Genomic DNA, 20,418 nt, shown 5'->3' on the forward strand with positions numbered 1-20,418 from the left:
AGGGCGTCAACGACGCCCCCGCGCGTAGGGCTCGCCGAGCGCTTCGGGCGCCCCGAAGGCGCCGGCGCCCTTGCGCACCGCGGTGACGGCGAGCGCGAGGATGGTGAAGAGGTAGGGCATCATCGTCAGCAACTGCGGCGCGAAGAACTCCTGCAGGCTGAAACTGAGGGTGAACAGAGCCCCGAAGAGCAGCGCGGCGAAGATCGCGCGGAGCGGATCCCACAGCGCGAAGATGGCGAGGGCGAGCGCGATCCAGCCGAGCCCGTTCGTCATGCCCTGGCCCCACGAGGGGCGGTAGGCGAGCGAGAGGAAGCCGCCGGCGACGCCGGCCATCGCCCCCCCGAACGTCACGGCGGCGAAGCGCACCGCGAGGACGCGGACGCCGGCGGCGTCCGCCGCCGCGGGGTTCTCCCCGACGCTGCGCACCACGAGCCCCAGGCGGGTGTGGTGGAGCACGAACCACAGCACGACGGCGGCGACGAGGCCGAGCCAACTGAGGACGTACTGCCCTTGGAACAGGGCCGGACCGAGGAGCGGGATGGAGGCGAGGAGGGGCAGGTCGACGAACTCCATCGGGGTGCCCAGGGGGCGCCCCACCCACCCGCGCCCGATGAGGCCGGTGAGGCCGAGCCCGAAGATGGTGATGGCGAGACCGGAGACGTACTGGTTGGCGCGCAGCACGACCGACAACAGGGCGTGCAGGGCGGCGGCGGCGACGCCGGCCGCGGCGGCGGCGACGAGGCCCAGCCAGGGGTCGCCGCTGCTCTGCGCGACGACGAAGCCGGCCAACGCGCCGAGGATCATCATGCCCTCGACCCCGAGGTTCACGACGCCGGCGCGTTCGACGACGATCTCCCCGAGCGCCGCCCACAACAGCGGCGTGCTGAACGCCAGGGCGCGGGCGAGGGTCGTGAGGACCAGGGCGAGATCGACGTCCATCAGGGGCCCTCCACGGCGGCCGCGTCGGACGGCGCGCCCGCGTCGCGGGGGACGCGCACGAGGCGGTACTCGAGGATCGGTTCCGCAGCGATGATGCAGAGCAGCACCAGGCCCTGCACGACGCCGGTGATCTGGCTGGGGAGGCGTAGGGCGACCTGCATCACGTCGCCGCTCGCCGCGACCCAGCCGAGGAAGAGGGCGGTCACGAGCGCCGCAAGGGCGTTGCGGCGGGCGAGGAGCGCGACGATGATGGCGGTGTAGCCGTAGCCGATCGAGAGGCTCCCGGGGTCGACGAGGCGGTGGTGGATGCCGGCGACCTCGCCGACGCCGGCGAGGCCGGCGGCGCCGGCGGAGACGAGGACGAGGACGAGGGTCGTGCGGAAGAAGTCGACGCCGGCGTAGCGGGCCGCCTCGGGGCTCTCACCCATCATGCGGACCTCGAAGCCGAAGCGGGTGCGCGCCAGCAACCAGGCGACCGCGGCGGCCGCGACGACCGCCAGCAGCAGGGTGGGCCAGTGCAGTCGGGTGGTGCCGACCGTCGGGAGGATCGCTGCGGCGTCGAAGCGGTCGCTGTACGCGAAGCCGGAGAGGCTCGAGCCCTTCCAGGGGCCGTTCACCAGCCAGCGCACCAGGTAGATCGCGACGTAGTTCAGCATCAACGTCGTGATGATCTCGTTCACGCCGAGCCGCACCTTCAACAGGGCCGGCCCGAGGCCCCAGAGGGCGGCGGCGAGGAAGCCGGCGACGAACATCGCGGGGATCGTGAGGGGGGCCGGCAGGTCGACGAACAGCGCGACGCCGGCCGCGGCGACCGCGCCGACCAGGAGTTGGCCCTCCGCGCCGATGTTCCAGAAGCGGGCGCGGAAGGCGAGGGTGAGGCCGACGCCGGCCAGCATGAGCGGGATGGCGCGGCGCACGACCTCGCTGGCGCCGCGCGCGTCGAGGAGGGTGCGCTCGACGATGACGCGGGCGGCGTCGAGCGGGGCGACGCCGAACGCGGCGAACAACGCCCCCGTCACGAGCATGGCGACCACGACGGCGCCGAGCGAGACGCCCCAGACGAGGGCGGCGCTCGGGGCGCCGCGCCGCTCGATGCGCCAGCCGCTCATTCGGGGGCCGCCCCGGCCTGCGCGTCGTGGGCGACGTCGTGGGGGACGGTCGCCGCGTCGCGCTCGGGGGCGCGCTCGCCGGCCATCCGCAGGCCGATCGCTTCGCGGGTGGCGGTGGCGGCGTCGACGACGCCGGTCACCTCGCCGCGGAACAGGACGACGATGCGGTCGGCGAGGTCGAGGAGTTCGTCGAGGTCTTCGCTGACGAGGAGGACCGCGGCGCCGCGGTCGCGTTGCTCGCGCAGCAGGTCGTGCGTGAGTTCGGTGGCGGCGACGTCGAGGCCGTAGCTGGGGTGGGACGCGACGACGAGGCCGGTCTCGCTGCCGAGCTCGCGGGCGAGGATGACCTTCTGGACGTTGCCGCCCGACAGGTTCCGGGTCACCGCGTCGCGCGAGGGCGTCGCGATGGCGTAGTCGCGGATGGCGCCGTCGGCGTGCGCGTCGACCGCCCGCCAGTCCACCATCCGGCCCTTGGCGAAGGGGGCCTGCCGGTGGCGGCGGAGGACGAGGTTCTCCGCGACCTTCATCCCGCCGGCCACGCCCATGTCGTTGCGGTCCTCGGGGATGTGCACGACGCCGCGCGCGAACAGGTCGCGGACCCCTTCGCCGGCGACGTCGGCGCCGTCGAGTTCGATCCGGCCGGAGGTGGGGGTGCGCAGGCCGGTGAGGACCTGCGTGAGTTCGGCCTGGCCGTTGCCGGCGACGCCGGCCACGCCGACGATCTCGCCGGCGCGCACCTCGAGGTGCACGCCGCGGAGCCGCGGTTCGCCGGCGGCGTCGGCGACGTGGAGGTCGCGGACCGACAGGCGTACGTCGCCGGGCGCGCGGGCGGCGGCCTCGCGGCCGCGGCGGACCTCGCGGCCCACCATGTGGCGGGCGAGCTCGGCGGTGTCGGTGTCCGCCGCGTCGACCTGGGCGACGACGCGACCGCCGCGCAGCACCGTGATGCGGTCGGCGGCGGCGAGGACCTCGTCGAGCTTGTGGCTGATCAGGATCACGCCGCGCCCTTCGTCCTTCATGCGCCCCAGCACGTCGAACAGGCGCTGGGCCTCCTGCGGCGTCAGGACGCTGGTGGGTTCGTCGAGGATGAGGGCGTCGGCGCCCTGGAGCAGCGCCTTGAGGATCTCGACGCGTTGGCGTTCGCCGGGGCTGAGCGTGGCGACGCGGGCGTGCAGGTCCACCTCGAAGCCGTAGCGTTCGGCGAGGGCGTCGACGCGGCGGGCGAGGTGGCGGGTGGGGAACCAGGCGGGGGTGTCGGGGAGGGCGAGGGCGAGGTTCTCCGCGACGGTGTGGCGGCGCGCGAGGTGGAAGTGCTGGGCGACGAGGCCGATGCCGGCCGCCTTGGCGTCGCGCGGGGAGCGCAGCGCGAGGGGGGCGCCGTCCATGAGAAGGGCGCCCTCGTCGGGCGCCTGGAGTCCGTAGAGCATGTGGACGAGCGTCGTCTTGCCCGCCCCGTTCTCCCCGAGGAGGGCGTGGACCTCGCCGCGTCGGACCTGGAGGTCGACGCCGTCGTTCGCCACGACGCCGGGGAAGCGTTTCGTGACGCCGCGCAGCTCCAGCAACGGGGGGCGGGCCTGGGGACCCGAGGAGGGCGGCACGCGGCCAACATAGCCCGCCGGGAACCGGCACGCAAGGGGGGCTCCGGCGAGTCTCCGCTCTCCGGATGATTCACCTTCGAAAGGTATTCTGGCGAGCGTACGTCAGGGCCGCGTCATGTGTCAAGCCCGGGGGCGCGCCGCGTTCGCGCCGCCCCCGGTCGGGCCGCGGCCTCAGTCGGCCAGCGGGCTGTCGGCCCCGTCGACCTCGTGCGGCAGGTAGTACGGGTTCTCGCCGGCGGCGTGATCGGTTTTGTCGACGACCGCGACGATCTCGGGGACCTGTTCCTTGACCATGCGGTCGACCCCGTGCTTGAGGGTCACGTCGGCGGCGCCGCACCCCTGGCAGCCGCCCCCGAACTCGATGATCGCCTTGCCCTCCTCGACGCCGACGAGCTTCACCTCGCCGCCGTGGCCGGCGACGCCGGGGTTCACCATGGTGTCGAGGACGTCCTGGACCTTCTGCGCGACCGGGTCGTCCCAACTGGGGCTCTCGAAGAAGACGCGGAAGCCGGACTTCATGACGTCGTCGACGAAGTCGACGCTGGCGCCGTCGAGCTGTTGCGCGCTGAGGGGGTCCATGAGGACGTCGAAGCCGCCGCCGTCGTGGACGACGTCCCCCTCGTCGCGGTCGTCGTCCTTGACGAGCCAGAGCTTCGGTTCGGCGCGGGTGCCGGCGATGCGCAGGGCGCTCACGCCCTGGCCCTTCTGCGCCTCGAGGAACTGCTTGACGCGCTCGCGCGCGGTATCGGTGAAGTGAAGCATGGGGGGAGTATAGAGGCTGGCGTCCGGCGCCGGGGGCGCGCGGCCTACGCCCCGCCGGCGGCGTCCGGGGCCGGCGCGCCGAGGACGTCCTCGAGCCAGGTGACGAAGGTCGCCCACGCCTCGCCGGCCGGCCCGCCGGCGGCGATGGCGTCGACGCCGCCGACGAAGGCGTGCCCGACGCCGGGCCAGCTGCGGATGGCGTGCGGGACGCCCGCTTCGTCGAGGGCGGCGTCGAAGGCCGCCACCTCGCGCGGCGGGATCTGCGCGTCCTCCTCGCCGAAGATGCCCAGCACCGGGCCGGGGAGGCGTGCGAGGCGGGCGGGGTCGTCGATCGGGGTGCCGTAGAAGACGCCGGTGCCGGCGAGGCGGTCGTCGGAGAGGGCGTAGCGCAGCGCCGCGCCGCCGCCGTAGCAGAAGCCCATCACGACGATCCGCTCCGGGTCGACGCTGGGGTCGGCGGCGAGGGCGTCGACGACGACGCGCAGGTCGCGGTCGATGGCGGCGGCGGGGGTGGCGACGACGTTCCAGATGGCCGACGGCACCAGGTCGACGCTGACGCCGCGGAAGGTGTCGGGCGCCACGACGACGTAGCCGCGTTCGGCGAGGGCGTCGGCCTTGCCGGTGACGTCGGCGCGGAGCCCCCAGAACTCGTGGATCATCACGACGGCGGGGTGGGGTCCGTCGCCGGGCGGCTCCGCGCGGTGGGCGGCGACGTCGGGACCGCCGTCGGTGGCGTCGTAGACGACGTTGGTGAGCGCCTCGACGCGCCCGTCGGTGCGGGCGCGGTCGACGACGACGCTCAGGGCGAGCGCCACGGCGCTCGCCGCGACCAGGGCGGCCGCGGCGAGGAGGGTGCGTCGCAGGATGCGCATGGGCGCAGTCTACGCGCCGGCGTGGGGGGCTCGGGTCAGAGCACCTGCATGACGTAGTGGTCGGTGGCCCGCTCGAGGCCCTCGGGGTCGGCGACGTACACGCCGCGCGTGCCGGAGAGGGCGCCGTCGCTGCGCAGTTCGCCGAGGATCCGCGTGATCGTGACGCGGCTGCTGCCGGTCAGGTCGGCGAGGTCCTCGTGCGTGAGCGCCAGCGGCAGCTTGACGCCGTGCTCGCTCTCGTCGCTGGGCTGGCCGAACTGGTCGGCGAGGCGCAGGAAGGCGCGCGTCACGCGGGCGCCGACCGGCATTTCGGCCTCGTCGATCATCTCCCGGCTGCGGCGCAGTTGGCGCGCCATGCTCTGCAGCACGTAGTCGCGCACCTTGCGGTCGTTCATCGCCTGTTGCGGGTCGATCGGCGTGAGGCACGACTCGTGCACCGCGACGACGGTCTCCGCGTGGTGGCCGCCGTCGAGCGAGGCGAGCCCGAGGACGTCGCCGGGGCCGTAGAGGTCGGCGATGCGGTCGCGCCCCAAGCTGGTGGGGACGACCGCCTTGAGGACGCCGTAGTTGACGACGTACAGGTTGGAGGCCTCGCGGCCGGACTCGTACAGGACGCCGTCGGGATCGAGGGTCCGGGTGGGCAGCGCGAGGGTCCCGGGCACGATGTCGGAGACGTCGCAGCTCGGGGGCGCGGCGAGGGAATCGAACGTGTGGAGCATGGTGCACCTCATTCACCGGACGTGCGTCCGGGGGGTCTCGACGTGGGGGCGGGGACGGTCCCCGCCGGGCACTACAAAAACTATAGCACCCCACCCGGGATTCTGTAAAGGCATTTTCCCCGTGCTGGTGGGGATTTCTCACCGTTTTCACATTCGTGGTGCGGGCCACGTTTCTCGGAATCGTTCCGAATGCCGTCCAGGACGACGTTTCTGGGCCCTGCACGTGAATCCGTTCACGTGCCCGGTTCTCATCCGCCGCCCCCCGGAGCGCTTGACGCGCGCGGGCCGATACCTTAGCATTTGAGGCAATGTCGAGGCCGCTCTCCCCCGCGCAGACCCGCATCTACGAACGCCTCCGCGACCACGTCGCGCGGCACGGCGTCACCCCCGACCTCGCCTCCTTCGCGCGGGACCTCGACCTCCACTACGTGAGCCTCAAGCAACACCTCGAGGCGCTCCACGACAAGGGCTGGCTGACGTTCGAGAGCCGCGGGCGCGGCCGCTCCCCCCACCTGCACCTCCCCGCCGCGGCGACCGGGGTCCCCATCCTCGGCGCGATCCCCGCCGGACCGCTCGCCGAAGCGGTCCAGGACGCCGAGGGCTACCTCCCCCTCCCCGGCCTGCACGACCGCGGATTCGCCCTGCGCGTCCGCGGCGACAGCATGGCCGACCTGATCCAGGACGGCGACGTCGTGCTCCTCGAGAAACGCCCCACCCGCCGCTCCGGCGAGATCTGCGCCGTGCGGGTCGGCGACGACGACGTCACGCTGAAGTACCTCGACGACCTCGGCGCCGGGCGGTGGGCGCTCCGCCCCCACAACGACGCCTACGCCACCCAGGAGCACCCCGCCGCGGACCTCGAGGTGGAGGGCGTCTACCGGGGCCTGCTGCGCGGGCCGGTCGTCGACGCGCTCGCCGTGCACGACGACTGACGTGCCCCGACGTCAGGGGTAGGTCGGCAGGTCCGGGCTCCGCTGCACGGCCGGTCTCGAGGCGGCCGGCACGATCGTGGGCGTCCGCCCCTCCACCGCCTCGACGTGCGCCACGAGGCGGGCGCGCAGGTCGGCGGCGACGTCCGCGAAGGCGTCCAGGCCGGCCAGGTTCTCCAGCTCGTACGGGTCCGCCTCGAGGTCGTACAGGAACCGTTCCTCGTAGCGTTCGGCGCCGGGATCGCCGGTCGGGTCGGCGTCCGGCGCATCCACGCCGTACTTCCAACGGCGGGTGCGGAGCGCCCGCCCCACGACGTCCTCGCTGATCTGCACGAACAGCTCGTCCGCATCGGTCCCCGCCCGCGCGCGAAGCGCGGGATCGCGCAGCGACGTCCCCCGGATCCCCGGGGGCGGCGCGATGCCCGCGACGTCCAGCAGCGTCGCGGTGAGGTCGGGGATGCCGACCAGCGTCTCGATGCGCCCCCCGCCGTCGAAGCCGGGCCCGACCAGCGCGGTGGGCACGCGGATCGACGCCTCGTGGCAGGACCGCTTGTACTCGTCGTTGCGGGTCTTGAAGTGGTTGCCGTGGTCCGACGTGAACAGCACCACCGTGTCGCGCTCGAGATCGAGGCTCCGCAACGCGTCGCGCACCCGCCCCAACGCCTCGTCGAGGCGCTTCACCATGCCGTAGTACCCCGCCAGATGCCGCGGGGCACTGCCGACGAGCGCCTCCAGGTCGGGCGGGCGCCAGGCGTCGGCGTAGCGCGCGGCGTACCCGCGCGGGGCCGGGTAGTCGTCGCGGTGGTTCTGGTGGTGCGGCTCCAGGAACGACGTGAACAAGAAGAACGGCGCCTCGCGGGGTTCGGCGAGGTAGCGGATCGCCTCGTCGGCGAGGGCGTCGACGCGGTAGCCGGGCAGGTGCCGCGGCCGCCCGTCCTCGTCGAACACCGTCGTGGCGTACGCGTCCGACGTGAACTCGAGGACGTTCGCCGCCCGCCACGTGGCGTAGCCCCCGCGCTCCGCCTCCGGGACCGGGTCGCGCGACGCGAGGTGCCACTTGCCGACGTAGGCGGTGTCGTAGCCCGCCTCCGCGAAGCGGTCGCCCAACGTCGGCACGTCGGGGTCCAGATGGACGCCGTTCGTGAACGACCCGTGCTCGGTCCCGTGCAGGCCGGTCTGCAGGCAGGCGCGGGCGGGCCCGCACACCGGCTGCACGGTGAACGACCGCGCCACGTGCGTCCCCTCGCGCGCCATCGCGTCGAACTCCGGGGTCAGGCCCCCCGGGTGGCCGTGGACGCCGGTCGTGTCCCAGCGCTGCTGGTCGGTGAAGAACACCACGACGTTGGGTCGTTTCGCACCTTCGCGCATGCTCGTCCCTCTCCGTTCCCCCCGCCGAGGCGGGGCAACCCCGCGGACGGGGCCTACTTGCCCGCCTGGATGGCGATGCCGTCCATGATGCGCTCGCGGAGCGCGAAGAACAACGCCATGACCGGCAGGAGCGTCACGACCGCGGCGGCCGCGATCAGGTTCCAGGTGATCAGTTGCTGCGACGACTTGAACAGCGTCACGCCCACCGGCAGGGTCTGCCACTCCTGGCGCGTCACCACCAGCGGCCACAGGTAGTCGTTCCAGCGGAACATGAAGTTGTACAGCCCCAACACCGCGATGCCGGGCAGCGCCAGCGGCACGATGACGCGCGCCACGATCGTGAGTTCGCCCGCCCCGTCGATGCGGGCCGCCTCGACCACCTCGTCGGGGATCGTGAGCATGAACTGGTTCATGAAGAACAACCCGAACCCGGTCGCCGTGAGCGGCAGCGCCAACCCCGCCCACGTGTCGACCCAACCCCAGCCCGCGATCATCGTGTAGAGCGGGATGGTCCGCACCGCGGGCGGCACGAGGATGCTGCCCACGAACAGGGCGAGCACCAGGCGTCGGCCCGGCATGCGGATCTTCGTCGTCGCGTACGCCGCCAGCGTCGACGTCACCAGCACCATCGCCGTCGTCGACACGGTGTAGATCGCCGAGTTCGTGAACAGGCCGACCACGTCGAGGCGCTCGAACACCCGCGCGTAGTTCTCGAAATCGAAGGCGGCGGGGATCAGGGTCGGCGGGATCGACGACGCCTCCTGGATCGTCTGGAACGACAGCAGCACCACGTACACCAGCGGGAACAGCACGACCAGCGAGAGCAACGCCAGCCCCACGTGCGCCGCGATGCGGCCGGCGTTCCGCCGCAGCCGCCTCATTCGACCCCCTGGTAGGCGCGTTCCTGCCAGACGTTCATCAGGTAGGACAGCGCGAACAGCAGCGCGAACATCACGATCGTCATGGCGTTCGCCATGGGCACGTCGAAGCTCTCGAAGGCGGTCTCGTAGATCAGCAGCATCAACACCTCGGTCCCCCGGAACGGCCCACCCCCGGTCAGGATCTGCGCCAGGACGAAGGAGTGCACGAAGCCGCCCATCAACGACAACACCCCGATGAAGACGATCGTCGGCACCAGCAGCGGCAGGGTGATGTGGCGGATCTTGTTCCAGGTGCCCACCCCGTCGATCTCCGCGGCCTCGTAGTAGGTGCGGGGGATCGAGCGCAGGCCCGAGGCGAAGAGCAGCATGTTGTAGCCCAGCGTGAACCACACCTGCACCACGACCAGCGACACCATCGCCCCGGTCGGCGTCTGCAGCCAGGCGACGGGGGTCAGCCCCAGCGCCGCCAGCCCCCCGTTCAGGATGCCGAAGTCGGCGTTGAACATGTACTGCCACACGAGCGTCGCGATGGCGGGCGTGACGACGTAGGGGAGGATGAGGACGCTCGAGAAGATCGGCTTGAAGCGGATCCCCCGGTCGTCCAGCGCGTACGCGGCGAGGAACCCGAGCGCGATGCTGACGACGGAGTAGCTGGCGGTGAAGACCACCGTGACCCGCAGCGCGTTCCAGAAGCGGGGGCTCTCGAACAGGTAGCGGTAGTTCTCGAACCCGACGAAATCGAGGTTGCTGCCGAACCCCGCGTGCAGGCTGTTGTAGAAGCCGACGGCGAACGGCGCGAAGGTGAAGACGGCCAGCGAGAGAAGGGCCGGCGCGAGGAAGAGATACCCGGTCAGATACCGGCGGTGACGTTGCTTCATGCCCGGTTCGGCGCTCCCGATTCCCGGCCCGCGACGCAGGGGAGGCGGTCCGTGGGTCCGCAGCGTACCGGCGGGAGGAGGGGGTGCCTCCTCCCGCCGGCGGTGGGCGCATCCGTGCTCAGTCGGAGGCGCGTTCGATCAGGCGGTTCGATTCGCGGACGTACGCGTCGAGCGCGTCGTCCACGTCCCCGCGGGCGTACACGACGGTCTGGTACAGCTGCTCGAAGACGTCGCCGCCCGGCGTGATGTCGCCCAAGCCCAGGTTGCGCGCGGCGATGTCGAACGGGGAGGCGGCGCCCAGGATGGGCGTGAACTCCGCGACGCCGGGCACCCCCTCGAGGCGCGGGTCGGCCGCCCAGGAGGCGCGCGGCATCATCATGCCGGTCTCCAGGGTCGCGGCGACCTCGACGTCGACCGACGTCAGGCGCTGCATGAGGTCCCACGCGAGGTCGGGGTGCTCCGCGTCGTCGGGGATCGCGACGGCGGTCCCGGCGACCGTCGACAGGGCGCCCGCCCCGTCGACGCGCGGCACGGGGGAGATGCCGTAGTCGAAGTCGGACTCGAGGCTCTCGAGGTTGGCGATGTCCCACGGGCCCGAGAGGATCATCGCGACGCGCTGCTCGAAGAACGAGCGGCGGGTCGCCTGGTACGCCGCGCCCGGCTCGGGGCGCAGCGCCCAGCCGTTGGCGGAGACGTCCTGCAGCGTCTGCAGCGTCTCGCGGATCGTGGGCGTGTCGATGGCGATCTCCCCGTCCTCGATCAGGAACGGCGTTTCCTCCGAGGCGAAGAACGGCATGACGTAGCCGGGGTCGGTGTCGAACCCGAACGCCGCCACGTCCGGCCCGAGCGCCGCGTCGAGCGCTTCGGCGGTGGCGTAGAACTCGGCCATCGTCTCCGGCGGGTCGGTGGGGTCGAGGCCGGCCTCTTCGAACAGGTCCTCGTTGTAGAACAGCGCCAGCGCGGTGTGGTGGAGCTTGAGGCCGTAGCGGCGCGCGTCGAGCGTCACCTCGGTCCAGGTGCCCTCGAACCAATCCGAGCTCTCGTCCCACGCCGCGATGTCGTCGGTGACGTCGCGCAGAGCGCCCAGGCCGGCGAACTCGGTGATCCAGGTCGCGGGCACCTCGAGCAGGTCGGGGCCCTGGCCGGCGGAGAAGTCGGTCAGCAACTTCGTGCGCATGTCGGGCCAGGCGAAGGTCTGCAGGTCGACCTCGACGCCGTGGTCGGCGGCGAAGTCGTCGATGACCTCCTGGTACGCGTCGTAGACGTGGTTGTTGTTCCAGTAGATGGTGAAGGTGTCTTGGGCCACGGCCGACTGCAGGAGCAGCACCAGCGTCGCGGCGGCGAGCATGCGAAGGGTCGCGATGGTCATACGCCTCTCCTCTCCGTTTGTCGAACACGGCAGTCGTATCACTAAAGGCTTTTACCTGTCAACGTGGTGCTGATAGACTCCGCATCGCTGCGACGACGGCCCCGCGCGGGGCCGTCCCCTCGCCGACCCACCCAACGAACGGAGTCCGCATGCCCAAGATCGCCTTCCTCGGTGCCGGAAGCACCGTCTTCGCCAAGAACCTGATGGGGGACATCCTCGCCCACCCCGAACTCGCCGAATCGACGCTCGCGCTGCACGACGTCGACGAACACCGCCTCGCCCTCTCGCACCGGGTCGGCCGACGCGTCGCGGAGACGCTCGGCGCGCACCCGACGTTCGAGGTGACCACCGACCGCGAGCGCGCCCTCGACGGCGCGGACTACGCGATCAACATGATCCAGGTCGGCGGCTACGAGCCCTCCACCGTGATCGACTTCGAGGTCCCCAAGCGCTTCGGCCTGCGCCAGACGATCGGTGACACCCTCGGGGTGGGCGGCATCATGCGGGCGCTGCGCACGGTGCCGGTGCTGCTCGACATGGCCCGCGACATGGAGCGCCTCGCCCCCGACGTGCTGCACCTCAACTACGTCAACCCGATGGCGATGAACTGCATGGCGCTCGACCGCGCCACGACCGTCCGCACCGTCGGCCTCTGCCACAGCGTCCCGCACACCGCCGGCGAACTCGCCGCCGACCTCGACCTGCCCGCCGACGAACTCGACTACCTCGTCGCCGGCATCAACCACGTCGCCTTCTTCCTGAAGCTCGAGCACGCCGGCCGCGACCTCTACCCCGACCTCCGCCGCGTCCTCGAGGAGGGCCGGATGCCCGACCACAACCGGGTGCGCTACGAGCTCTTCGAGCAGTTCGGGTACTTCGTGACCGAGTCCAGCGAGCACCTCGCGGAGTACGTCCCCTGGTTCATCAAGGCCGGTCGCGAGGACCTCCTCGAGACCTACAACATCCCGCTCGACGAGTACCTCTACCGCTCCCAGGCCGGCCTCGCCAGCTGGGACTTCATCGAGCGCGAGCTCGAGGCGCCCGGATCGCAGGACCCGGACGCGCTCCGCGCGACGCTGGAGGCGACCCCGCTGATGCCGACGATGGTCGACGCCTCGGTCGAGGCGTTCGCCTCGCTCCACGAGGTCGAACGCAGCGCGGAGTACGGCGCCCGCATCCTCCACGCGGTCGAAACCGACACGCCCACGCGCATCTACGGCAACGTCCCCAACCGCGGGCTGATCGAGAACCTCCCCGACGACGCCTGCGTCGAGGTGCCCGCCCTCGTCGACGCGCAGGGGGTGCAACCCACCCGCATCGGGCGCATCCCGCCGCACCTCGCGGCGTTGATGCAGACGAACGTGAACGTGCAACGGCTCACCGTCGAGGCGCTCCTGACCGGCGAGCGCGAGCACGTCTACCACGCCGCCATGCTCGACCCGCACACCGCCTCGGAACTCGACCTGAAGCAGATCCGTGCGCTCGTCGACGCCCTCCTCGACGCGCACGGGGACAGGATCCCCGAGGCCCTGCGCGGCTGAGCGGACGGGCGCGCATGACGAGCTCTCGACGCAAACGCACGACCCTGAAGGAGGTCGCCCACCGGGCCGGCGTCTCGCCGACGACCGCCTCGTTCGTCCTCAACGAGACGCCCGGCGCCGCCATCAGCGCCGCGACGCGCGCCCGCGTCCTCGACGTCGCCCGGGCGCTCGACTACCTGCCCTCCGCCGCCGCGCGCAGCCTGGTGACCGGCGAAACGAAGACGCTGGGCCTTGTGATGCTCCGCGCGGACCTGCTGTTGGTCGACGCCTTCGTGCCGCAACTCCTCTACGGCCTCAACCACGTCGCGCGGCGCGCGGGCTACACGGTGCAGGTCGAGGGCATCGACGCGGTCGCCGGCGACGACGGGGCGCCCGCCGCGGAGGACGACGACCCGTACCTGCGGATGATCCAGGCGCGCGGCCTCGACGGCCTCGTCGTCCTCGACCCCCGGCACGGCGACGCCAACCTGGCGCGACGGATCGCCGACGGGACGCCGATCGTCACCCTCGGGACGGTGCCCGGCGCCGACCCGTACCGCGTCGTCTCGGACGAGGCCGCAGGCATGCGCCGCGCCGCGGAGCACCTGCTTCACGGGGGGCGACGGCGCGTCGCGCACCTCACCTTCTCGCCGCGCGGGCGGTCGGGCACCGACGCGCGCCTCGCCGGCTACCGCGCGGCGCTCGAGGGGTTCGGGGTCGCCTACGACGAGGCGCTCGTCGAGGAGACCGGCTACAGCGCCGCCAGCGGCGCCGACGCCATGGCGCGCCTGCTGGCGCGCCGCCCCGACCTCGACGCGGTGACGTGCGGGAACGACACCGTGGCGCTGGGCGCGATGGCGGCGCTGGCCGACGCCGGCCTCGCGGTGCCGGACGACGTCGCGGTCGTCGGCTTCGACGACCTGCCCTTCGCCGCGCAGCTCCGCCCGGCCCTCACGACGGTCCGCACCGACCCCGTCGCCGCCGGGGAGCGGGCGATGGAGACGTTGCTGTCGTTGCTGGCCGGCGAGACGCCGGAACGCCGCGAGATCCGCATGCCGACCCCCCTGGTCGTGCGCCGCTCGTGCGGCGTCGATCCCCCGTCCGCCGGACCCCCGCCCACCTGACCCCGTCCGTCGATGCCAACGCCCCGCCGCGGCGGGGCGTTGACAGGTCGATGACGTGCGACTATCGTGACCTAACACGCGTTAGTCCCGTTTCGCGTGCCCGAATCGGGCCCCCGAGGCCCCAGGACGGATCCGCACCCCGTGCGGCCCCCCGCCCGTGGTGTCCTGGATGCGCCCGCATTCGGACCCCCGTTCTCGTCCTCCAGGAGGTGGACATGCATCGAGTCGCCCTGACCCTTCTCGCCCTGCTGACCGCGACCGCCGTCAGCGCCCAAACGCTCACCGCGTGGGTGTGGGACATCAACAAGCCTGCGCTCGAGAGCACCATCGAGAGCTTCCAGGAGATGCACCCCGGCGTCGACGTCGTCGTCGAGGACCTCGGGAACCAGAACGTCTACGACCGCGGCCTCGCCGGCTGCGCCGCGGGCGGCCTCGACATGCCCGACATCTACCTCGTCGAGAACAACGAGGCGGAGGTCTTCTGGTCGCAGTTCCCCGACTGCTTCGTGGACCTCACCACCCTCGGCGCCGACGAGCTCCGGCCCGCGTTCCCCGACTTCAAGTGGGCGGAACTCACGGTCGGCGACGCGATCCACGCCGTGCCGTACGACTCCGGCCCCACCGCGATCTTCTACCGTCGCGACCTGTACGAACAGGCCGGCGTCGACCCCGCCGACATCGAGACCTGGGCCGACTTCATCGACGCCGGTGCGCAGATGAACACCGCGTTCGACGGCAACGTCAAGATGGGCGCCATCGGCAAGGGCGCCGACGACGAGTGGTTCCGCATGCTCGCCAACCAGGCCGGCTGCTTCTACTTCGACCAGGCCGCCACCGAAATCACCATCACGCAGCCCGGCTGCGTCCAGGCGATGGAGACCATGAAGAACGTCTGGGACGCCAGCGTCCTGCACCCCGCCGGCTGGTCGGAGCAGATCCAGTTCCTGCAGAACGACGCGCAGGCCAGCTCCTTCTTCGGCAGCTGGTACTCCGGCACGCTGATCGCCAACATGCCCGAGGACCAGGCCGGCGAGTGGGGCGTCTACCTCACGCCCGCGCTCGAAGAGGGCGGCGTCCGCGCCAGCAACCTCGGCGGCAGCGCGCTCGCCATCCCCGCGAGCAGCGACCACCCCGACCTCGCCTACGACTTCATCACCAACGCCCTCGCCGACGAGGAGAACCAGCTCGAGATCCTGTTCGAGTACGGCCTCACCCCGTCGCTGCTCTCGCTGCAGGGCGACCCCGCCCTCGAGCAGGGCGTCGAGTTCTTCGGGGGCCAGGCGATCTGGGAGGACATCCTCGGCACGCTCGGGGACGTCCCCGCCGTCGCCGGCACCCAGTACTTCCAGGAGGCCCGCGAGGTCATGATCGTCACGGTCAACGACTACCTCGACGGCGAGTACGCCAGCGCCGAAGCGGCGCTCGAGGCCGCCGCCGACCAGATCGCGGCCAGCACCGGTCTGCCGATCGCGGACTGAGCGACCGCCCGACCCCGTGGAGGGCGCCCCTGGGGCGCCCTCCACCCCTCGGCCCGAAAGGACCGGCATGACGCCAGAGCCCGCCGCCGCCCCCCGCCGTCGCCCCTGGCGCCGCCGCGCGACCCCCTATCTTTTCCTGACCCCCTTCTTCGCGCTCTTCGCGATCTTCTGGGTCTACCCGATCGCCTATTCGTTCGTCCTCAGTTTCCTCAACACGCGCCAGCGCCCCTGGACGCTCGACTGGGACTTCAACTGGGGTCGGCTGGTGCAGGACGAGTACTTCTGGAACGCGCTCGGCAACACGATGCTCATCCTGGTCGTGCAGGTCCCGATCATGCTGGCGTTCGCCACGCTGCTCGCGGTCGCCTTCTCGAGCGACCTGCTGAGGTTCAAGGGCTTCTTCCGCTTCGCCTTCTTCGCGCCGCTCGTGCTCGGCGCGGTGCCATACTCCGCGGTCTTCCGCCTCATCTTCAACGAGCAGTACGGCGTCCTCAACTACGGCCTCACCGCGATCGGCCTGCCGTCGGTCTCCTGGCTCTACGAAAGCACCCCCGCGCTCGTGACGATCATGATCGCCATGACGTGGCGCTGGACCGGCTACAACGCCGTCATCCTGCTCTCGGGCCTGCAGTCGATCCCCGCGACGCTGTACGAGGCCGCCAAGATCGACGGCGCGACCGGCGTGCAGCGCTTCTTCCTCATCACGATCCCGATGCTGCGCCCGGTCCTGCTCTTCACGTTCGTGCTGTCCACCATCGGCACCCTGCAGCTGTTCACGGAGCCGTGGCTCATCACCACCACCGGACCGGGCAACGCGACCGAGACGCTGGTGACGTACCTCTACCAGCAGGGCTTCCGGAGCTTCAACTTCGGCTACGCCTCCGCGATCGCCTACAGCGTCGCGATCATCGCGGCGATCTTCTCGCTGCTCCAGATCCGCCTCGTCGGCGGGCGGGAGGTCGAGCGATGAAGCGCGACCGCCTCCTGCGCAGCCTGGCCCTGCACGCGCTGCTGCTCCCCCTGGCGCTGTTGTTCCTCGCACCGATCGCCTGGATGCTGATCGCCGCGACGCTCCCCAACGCCGAAATCCTCGCCGCCCCCCCGACCCTGCTGCCCGGCACCCACCTCGCGGAGAACTGGCGCGACCTCAACGCCGACCTCGACTTCGTGCGCGTCATGATCAACTCGATCGGCATCTCGATCATCTTCACCAGCGTCGCGACGTTGATCGCCGCGATGACCGGGTACGCCTTCGCGAAGTTCCGCTTCGTCGGGCGCGGCGTACTGTTCACGATCGTGATCGCCGCCCTGACCATCCCCTTCGAGGTCCGCGCGATCCCCCAGTACCTCCTCGTCGCGCGCGACATGGGGCTCTCCAACACCTGGTGGGCGATCATCCTGCCGTGGATCGCCTACCCGCTCGGCGTGTTCTTCATGCGCCAGAACATGCTCTCGGTCCCCAGCGACCTGCTCGAGGCGGCGCGCATCGACGGCGCCGGCGAACTGCGCATCTTCGCGCAGATCGTGCTGCCGATCATGCGGCCCGCCCTCGCCGCCGTCGCGATCGTGCTGTTCTTGTTCCAGTGGAACGACTACTTCTGGCCGCTGTTGATCCTCTCGCAGAAGGACGCCTACACCATTCCCGTCGCCCTCGGCACCCTCGTCGGCCTGACCCGCGTCTCGTGGGGCGGCATCATGGTCGGCACCGCCATCGCCACGCTGCCCTTCCTGCTGTTGTTCCTCTGGCTGCAGCGCTACTTCATCGCCGGCATCACCGCGGGAGCGGTGAAGGACTGACCCCGCGCCACGGGGCGGCCCCCCACGCCGCCCCGCCCGGCCCCCCGCCCGACCTCGACCCGCCCCCGCGCGGCCTCGAAAGGACCGACCCGTGACCCTCGGCGTTTGCTACTACCCCGACCATTGGCCCCGCGACCGCTGGCGCGAGGACGCCGCCGCCATGCGCGAGCGCGGCATCGAACGCGTCCGCATCGGCGAGTTCGCCTGGAGCCTCCTCGAACCCGACCCCGGCCGCTACGACTTCGCCTGGCTCGACGAAGCGATGGACGTCTTCGCCGACGCGGGGCTCGGCGTGATCCTCGGGACCCCCACCCCCACGCCCCCGAAGTGGCTGATCGACGCGCACCCCGACGTCCTCCCCGTCGGCCGCGACGGCCGCGTCCGCGGGTTCGGTTCGCGCCGCCACTACTGCTTCCGCAGCCGCACGTACGCCCGCGAAACCGAACGCATCGTCGGCGCCCTCGCCGAACGCTACGGCCGCCACGAGGCGCTCGCCGCCTGGCAGACCGACAACGAGTACGGCTGCCACGACACCACCCGCTGCTGGTGCGACACCTGCCGCGCCGACTTCCGCACCTGGCTCGAGGCCCGCTACGGCACCGTCGACGCGCTCAACGAAGCGTGGTGGACGACGTTCTGGAGTCAGACCTACCGCAGCTTCGACGAGGTCGAACTCCCCGGCCAAGCGGTGACCGAAGCGAACCCCAGCCACGAACTGGACTACCGCCGCTTCGCCTCCGACGGCGTCGTCGCCTACGACGCGCTGCAGCGCAGCGCGATCCGCCGCCACTCCGACGCGCCGATCGTGCACAACTCCATGATGATCTTCCCCGACTACGACCACGTCGACCTCGCCGACGGGCTCGACGTCATCGCCTTCGACAACTACCCCCTCGGCCAGCTCGAGGAGTCGCCGTTCGACGCCGACACCAAGGCGCGCTACCTGCGGACCGGCCACCCCGACCTCGTCGCCCTCAGTCACGACCTCTACCGCGGGCTGAAGGACGTCCCGCACTGGGTGATGGAGCAACAGCCCGGCCAGGTGAACTGGGCCCCCTCCAACCCGCTCCCCGCCGACGGCGCCGTCCGCCTCTGGACGCTGCAGGGCCTCGGGCACGGCGCGGAGATGGTGTCGTGGTTCCGCTGGCGGGCGGCGGTCGGCGCGCAGGAAACGAACCACGCCGGCCTGCTGCGGCACGACGCGACCCCCGACCAGGCGTTCGAGGAGGCCGGCCGCGTCGCCGACGACGTCGGTGCGCCGCGCAGCGGTACGGCGAGCGCCGCCGCCCGCGACGTCGCCGCCGGCCTCGCCGCCGCCGCGACGCCGCGGGCACCGGTCGCGATCGTGTTCGATTACGACGACCTGTGGGCGTCGGAGATCCAACCGCACACCGCCGGCTTCACCTACTGGGGGCAGGTCCTCGGCTACTACGCCGCCCTGCGCGGCCTCGACCTCGACGTCGACCTGGTGCCGAAGAAGAAGCTGGGCGTGCCGGCGGCCGACGGCGGCCGCGACCTCACGCCCTACGCCGCCGTGGTCGCGCCGGCGATGCAGCTCGTGGGCGACGCCATCGTCGCCCCCTTCGAGGCGTACGTGCGGCAGGGGGGACGGCTGCTGTTCGGGCCGCGCAGCGGGGCGCGCACCCCGACCGGCGTCGCGCAGGCCCCCACCCCCGGACCGCTCCGCCCCCTCGTCGGCGGGCGCGTCACCCGCATCGACGGCCTCCGGCCCGGCGTGACCCGGACCCTCGAGGCGGACGGCGCGACGTACCCCTACGGCACCTGGGCTGACCTGCTCGAGGCGGACGCGGACGGCGAGGTGCGCGCGACGTACCACGACCCCGCCTACCGCGGGGCCGCCGCCTGGGTCGCGCGCCGGCACGGCGACGGCGAAGCGTCGCTGCTCGGCGCCTGGCTGGAGGCGGACGCCCTCCGCACCCTCCTGCGCCCCTGGCTCGAGGCGGCCGGCGTCGCCACGCGTCCCCTCCCCGACGACGTGCGTCGCGCCGGACGTTGGTGGCTGAACTTCGGCGACGCAGCCCACACGATCGACGGCGTCACGATCCCCGCGCTGGACGCCGTGGAGGTCGACCCGGGGTGAGCACGCGGCGCGGCCCGACCAGCGAAGCGGTCGCGCGTCGCGCCGGCGTGTCGCGCAGCACCGTCTCGGTCGTCCTCAACGGCGCGACCAACGTCACGATCGCGGAGGAGACGCGCCTCCGCGTGCTGGAGGCGGCGAAGGACCTCGGCTACGTGCCCTCCGCCGCCGCCCGCCAGTTGGCGTCGGGCCGCGCCCGCACGATCGGCCTGGTGATCTCCTACGCCGAGAACCTCCGGACCGACGCGTTCGTCCCGCGCGCCCTGTACAGCCTCAACGACGCCGCCCGCGCGCGCGGCTTTCGCGTCCTCGTCGAAGCGCTCGAGGACGTCACCGACCCGTCGGCGTACCGCGAACTGGTGCGCGGCAAACAGATCGACGGGCTCATCGTCCTCGACCCCCGCGCCGACGACCGGGCGTTGCCCCGCCTGATCGAGGAGGGCTACCCCGTCGTCGTGATCGGGCACGCCGGCGACGAAGCGGCGGCGTCCCGCGTCGACGTCGACGTCGACAACCTCGCCGCCGCGCGCACCGTCACCGACCACCTCACGACGCTCGGTCGGACGCGGGTCGCTCACCTCCCCTACGGACCCCTCGCGCACCACAGCGTCGCGCGGCGACGCCGGGGTTGGTGCGACGCGCTCGAGGCGGCCGGCCTCGACCCCGACCCGAGCTGGGTCGAGCCCGCCGCCTTCTCCGCCGACTCCGGGTACGCCGCGATGCGGCGGCTCCTGGCGCGCGTCACGCCCGACGCCGTCTTCGCCGGCAACGACACCGTCGCCTTCGGCGCGATGACGGCGTTGCGCGAGGCGGGCCTCCGCATCCCCGAGGACGTCGCGGTCGCCGGGTTCGACGACATCCCCCTCGCGGCGCACGCCAACCCGCCCCTCACGACCGTCCGCCTCCCCGCGGTCGCCATGGGGCGCGCCGCCGCGGAACGCCTCATCCACCGCATCGAGGGGGACCCCCCCGCGACC

18 protein-coding genes are annotated in these 20,418 nt (G+C 72.0%); 8 read left to right on the forward strand and 10 right to left on the reverse strand.

All coding sequences use genetic code 11. The annotated features are described in order from the left end of the window. Window positions 1-6 precede the first annotated feature (6 nt). The 6 genes from RI554_01520 to RI554_01545 form a co-directional block, all read right to left on the reverse strand. A complete protein-coding gene (locus tag RI554_01520) occupies window positions 7-939 on the reverse strand; it encodes an ABC transporter permease (GenBank protein ID MDR9390690.1) in 933 nt (310 codons plus the stop codon). Next, the gene (locus RI554_01525) at window positions 939-2,048 is read right to left on the reverse strand and encodes an ABC transporter permease (protein MDR9390691.1); all 1,110 of its coding nucleotides are present in this window, start codon (window positions 2,046-2,048) and stop codon (window positions 939-941) included. The genes RI554_01520 and RI554_01525 overlap by 1 nt, the downstream gene beginning before the upstream one ends. Beyond that, the gene (locus tag RI554_01530) at window positions 2,045-3,646 is read right to left on the reverse strand and encodes an ABC transporter ATP-binding protein (GenBank protein MDR9390692.1); all 1,602 of its coding nucleotides are present in this window, start codon (window positions 3,644-3,646) and stop codon (window positions 2,045-2,047) included. Before RI554_01530 ends, RI554_01525 begins: the two co-directional genes overlap by 4 nt. Window positions 3,647-3,817: 171 nt before the next feature. After that, window positions 3,818-4,408, reverse strand: a complete 591-nt coding sequence (locus tag RI554_01535; protein ID MDR9390693.1) for a NifU family protein — start codon at window positions 4,406-4,408, stop codon at window positions 3,818-3,820. A gap of 44 nt (window positions 4,409-4,452) precedes the next feature. Beyond that, a complete protein-coding gene (locus RI554_01540) occupies window positions 4,453-5,280 on the reverse strand; it encodes a dienelactone hydrolase family protein (GenBank protein ID MDR9390694.1) in 828 nt (275 codons plus the stop codon). Between the two features lie 35 nt (window positions 5,281-5,315). Beyond that, a complete protein-coding gene (locus tag RI554_01545; GenBank protein ID MDR9390695.1) occupies window positions 5,316-5,999 on the reverse strand; it encodes a Crp/Fnr family transcriptional regulator in 684 nt (227 codons plus the stop codon). 308 nt (window positions 6,000-6,307) lie between these two features. On the opposite strand from RI554_01545, the gene RI554_01550 reads away from it, so the two are divergent. Continuing rightward, window positions 6,308-6,931 (forward strand): S24 family peptidase, encoded by a 624-nt coding sequence (locus tag RI554_01550; protein MDR9390696.1) that lies wholly within the window; start codon window positions 6,308-6,310, stop codon window positions 6,929-6,931. 12 nt (window positions 6,932-6,943) lie between these two features. On the opposite strand, the gene RI554_01555 is transcribed toward RI554_01550, so the two are convergent. The 4 genes from RI554_01555 to RI554_01570 all read right to left on the reverse strand — a co-directional run bounded on the left by RI554_01555 (window position 6,944) and on the right by RI554_01570 (window position 11,424). Next, window positions 6,944-8,296 carry a sulfatase-like hydrolase/transferase gene (locus RI554_01555; protein ID MDR9390697.1) on the reverse strand — a complete coding sequence of 451 codons (1,353 nt, stop codon included), beginning with the start codon at window positions 8,294-8,296 and terminating at the stop codon, window positions 6,944-6,946. Between the two features lie 53 nt (window positions 8,297-8,349). After that, window positions 8,350-9,177 carry a carbohydrate ABC transporter permease gene (locus RI554_01560; GenBank protein ID MDR9390698.1) on the reverse strand — a complete coding sequence of 276 codons (828 nt, stop codon included), beginning with the start codon at window positions 9,175-9,177 and terminating at the stop codon, window positions 8,350-8,352. Next, entirely contained in the window at window positions 9,174-10,055 is an 882-nt protein-coding gene (locus RI554_01565; GenBank protein MDR9390699.1) for a sugar ABC transporter permease, read from the reverse strand. The genes RI554_01560 and RI554_01565 overlap by 4 nt, the downstream gene beginning before the upstream one ends. A 118-nt stretch (window positions 10,056-10,173) precedes the next feature. Further along, window positions 10,174-11,424, reverse strand: a complete 1,251-nt coding sequence (locus RI554_01570; protein ID MDR9390700.1) for a sugar ABC transporter substrate-binding protein — start codon at window positions 11,422-11,424, stop codon at window positions 10,174-10,176. 149 nt (window positions 11,425-11,573) lie between these two features. Here RI554_01570 and RI554_01575 point away from each other — a divergent pair, with 149 nt between their 5' ends. The 7 genes from RI554_01575 to RI554_01605 all read left to right on the forward strand — a co-directional run. Further along, the gene (locus RI554_01575) at window positions 11,574-12,965 is read left to right on the forward strand and encodes an alpha-glucosidase/alpha-galactosidase (protein MDR9390701.1); all 1,392 of its coding nucleotides are present in this window, start codon (window positions 11,574-11,576) and stop codon (window positions 12,963-12,965) included. A gap of 14 nt (window positions 12,966-12,979) precedes the next feature. Continuing rightward, on the forward strand, window positions 12,980-14,068 hold the full coding sequence (locus tag RI554_01580) for a LacI family DNA-binding transcriptional regulator (protein MDR9390702.1): 1,089 nt from the start codon (window positions 12,980-12,982) through the stop codon (window positions 14,066-14,068). Window positions 14,069-14,283: 215 nt separating this feature from the next. Further along, window positions 14,284-15,546, forward strand: a complete 1,263-nt coding sequence (locus RI554_01585; GenBank protein MDR9390703.1) for an extracellular solute-binding protein — start codon at window positions 14,284-14,286, stop codon at window positions 15,544-15,546. A 67-nt stretch (window positions 15,547-15,613) separates the two neighbouring features. Further along, window positions 15,614-16,516: a sugar ABC transporter permease gene (locus RI554_01590; protein ID MDR9390704.1), complete on the forward strand. Its 903-nt coding sequence runs from the start codon at window positions 15,614-15,616 to the stop codon at window positions 16,514-16,516. Then, the gene (locus RI554_01595) at window positions 16,513-17,343 is read left to right on the forward strand and encodes a carbohydrate ABC transporter permease (protein MDR9390705.1); all 831 of its coding nucleotides are present in this window, start codon (window positions 16,513-16,515) and stop codon (window positions 17,341-17,343) included. The genes RI554_01590 and RI554_01595 overlap by 4 nt, the downstream gene beginning before the upstream one ends. Before the next feature lie 91 nt (window positions 17,344-17,434). Further along, on the forward strand, window positions 17,435-19,444 hold the full coding sequence (locus tag RI554_01600; protein MDR9390706.1) for a beta-galactosidase: 2,010 nt from the start codon (window positions 17,435-17,437) through the stop codon (window positions 19,442-19,444). Further along, window positions 19,441-20,418 (forward strand): LacI family DNA-binding transcriptional regulator (locus RI554_01605; protein MDR9390707.1); only part of this gene is annotated, 978 nt, incomplete at its 3' end. The genes RI554_01600 and RI554_01605, both read left to right, overlap by 4 nt.

The organism is Trueperaceae bacterium (assembly GCA_031581195.1).
Taxonomy (GTDB): domain Bacteria; phylum Deinococcota; class Deinococci; order Deinococcales; family Trueperaceae; genus SLSQ01.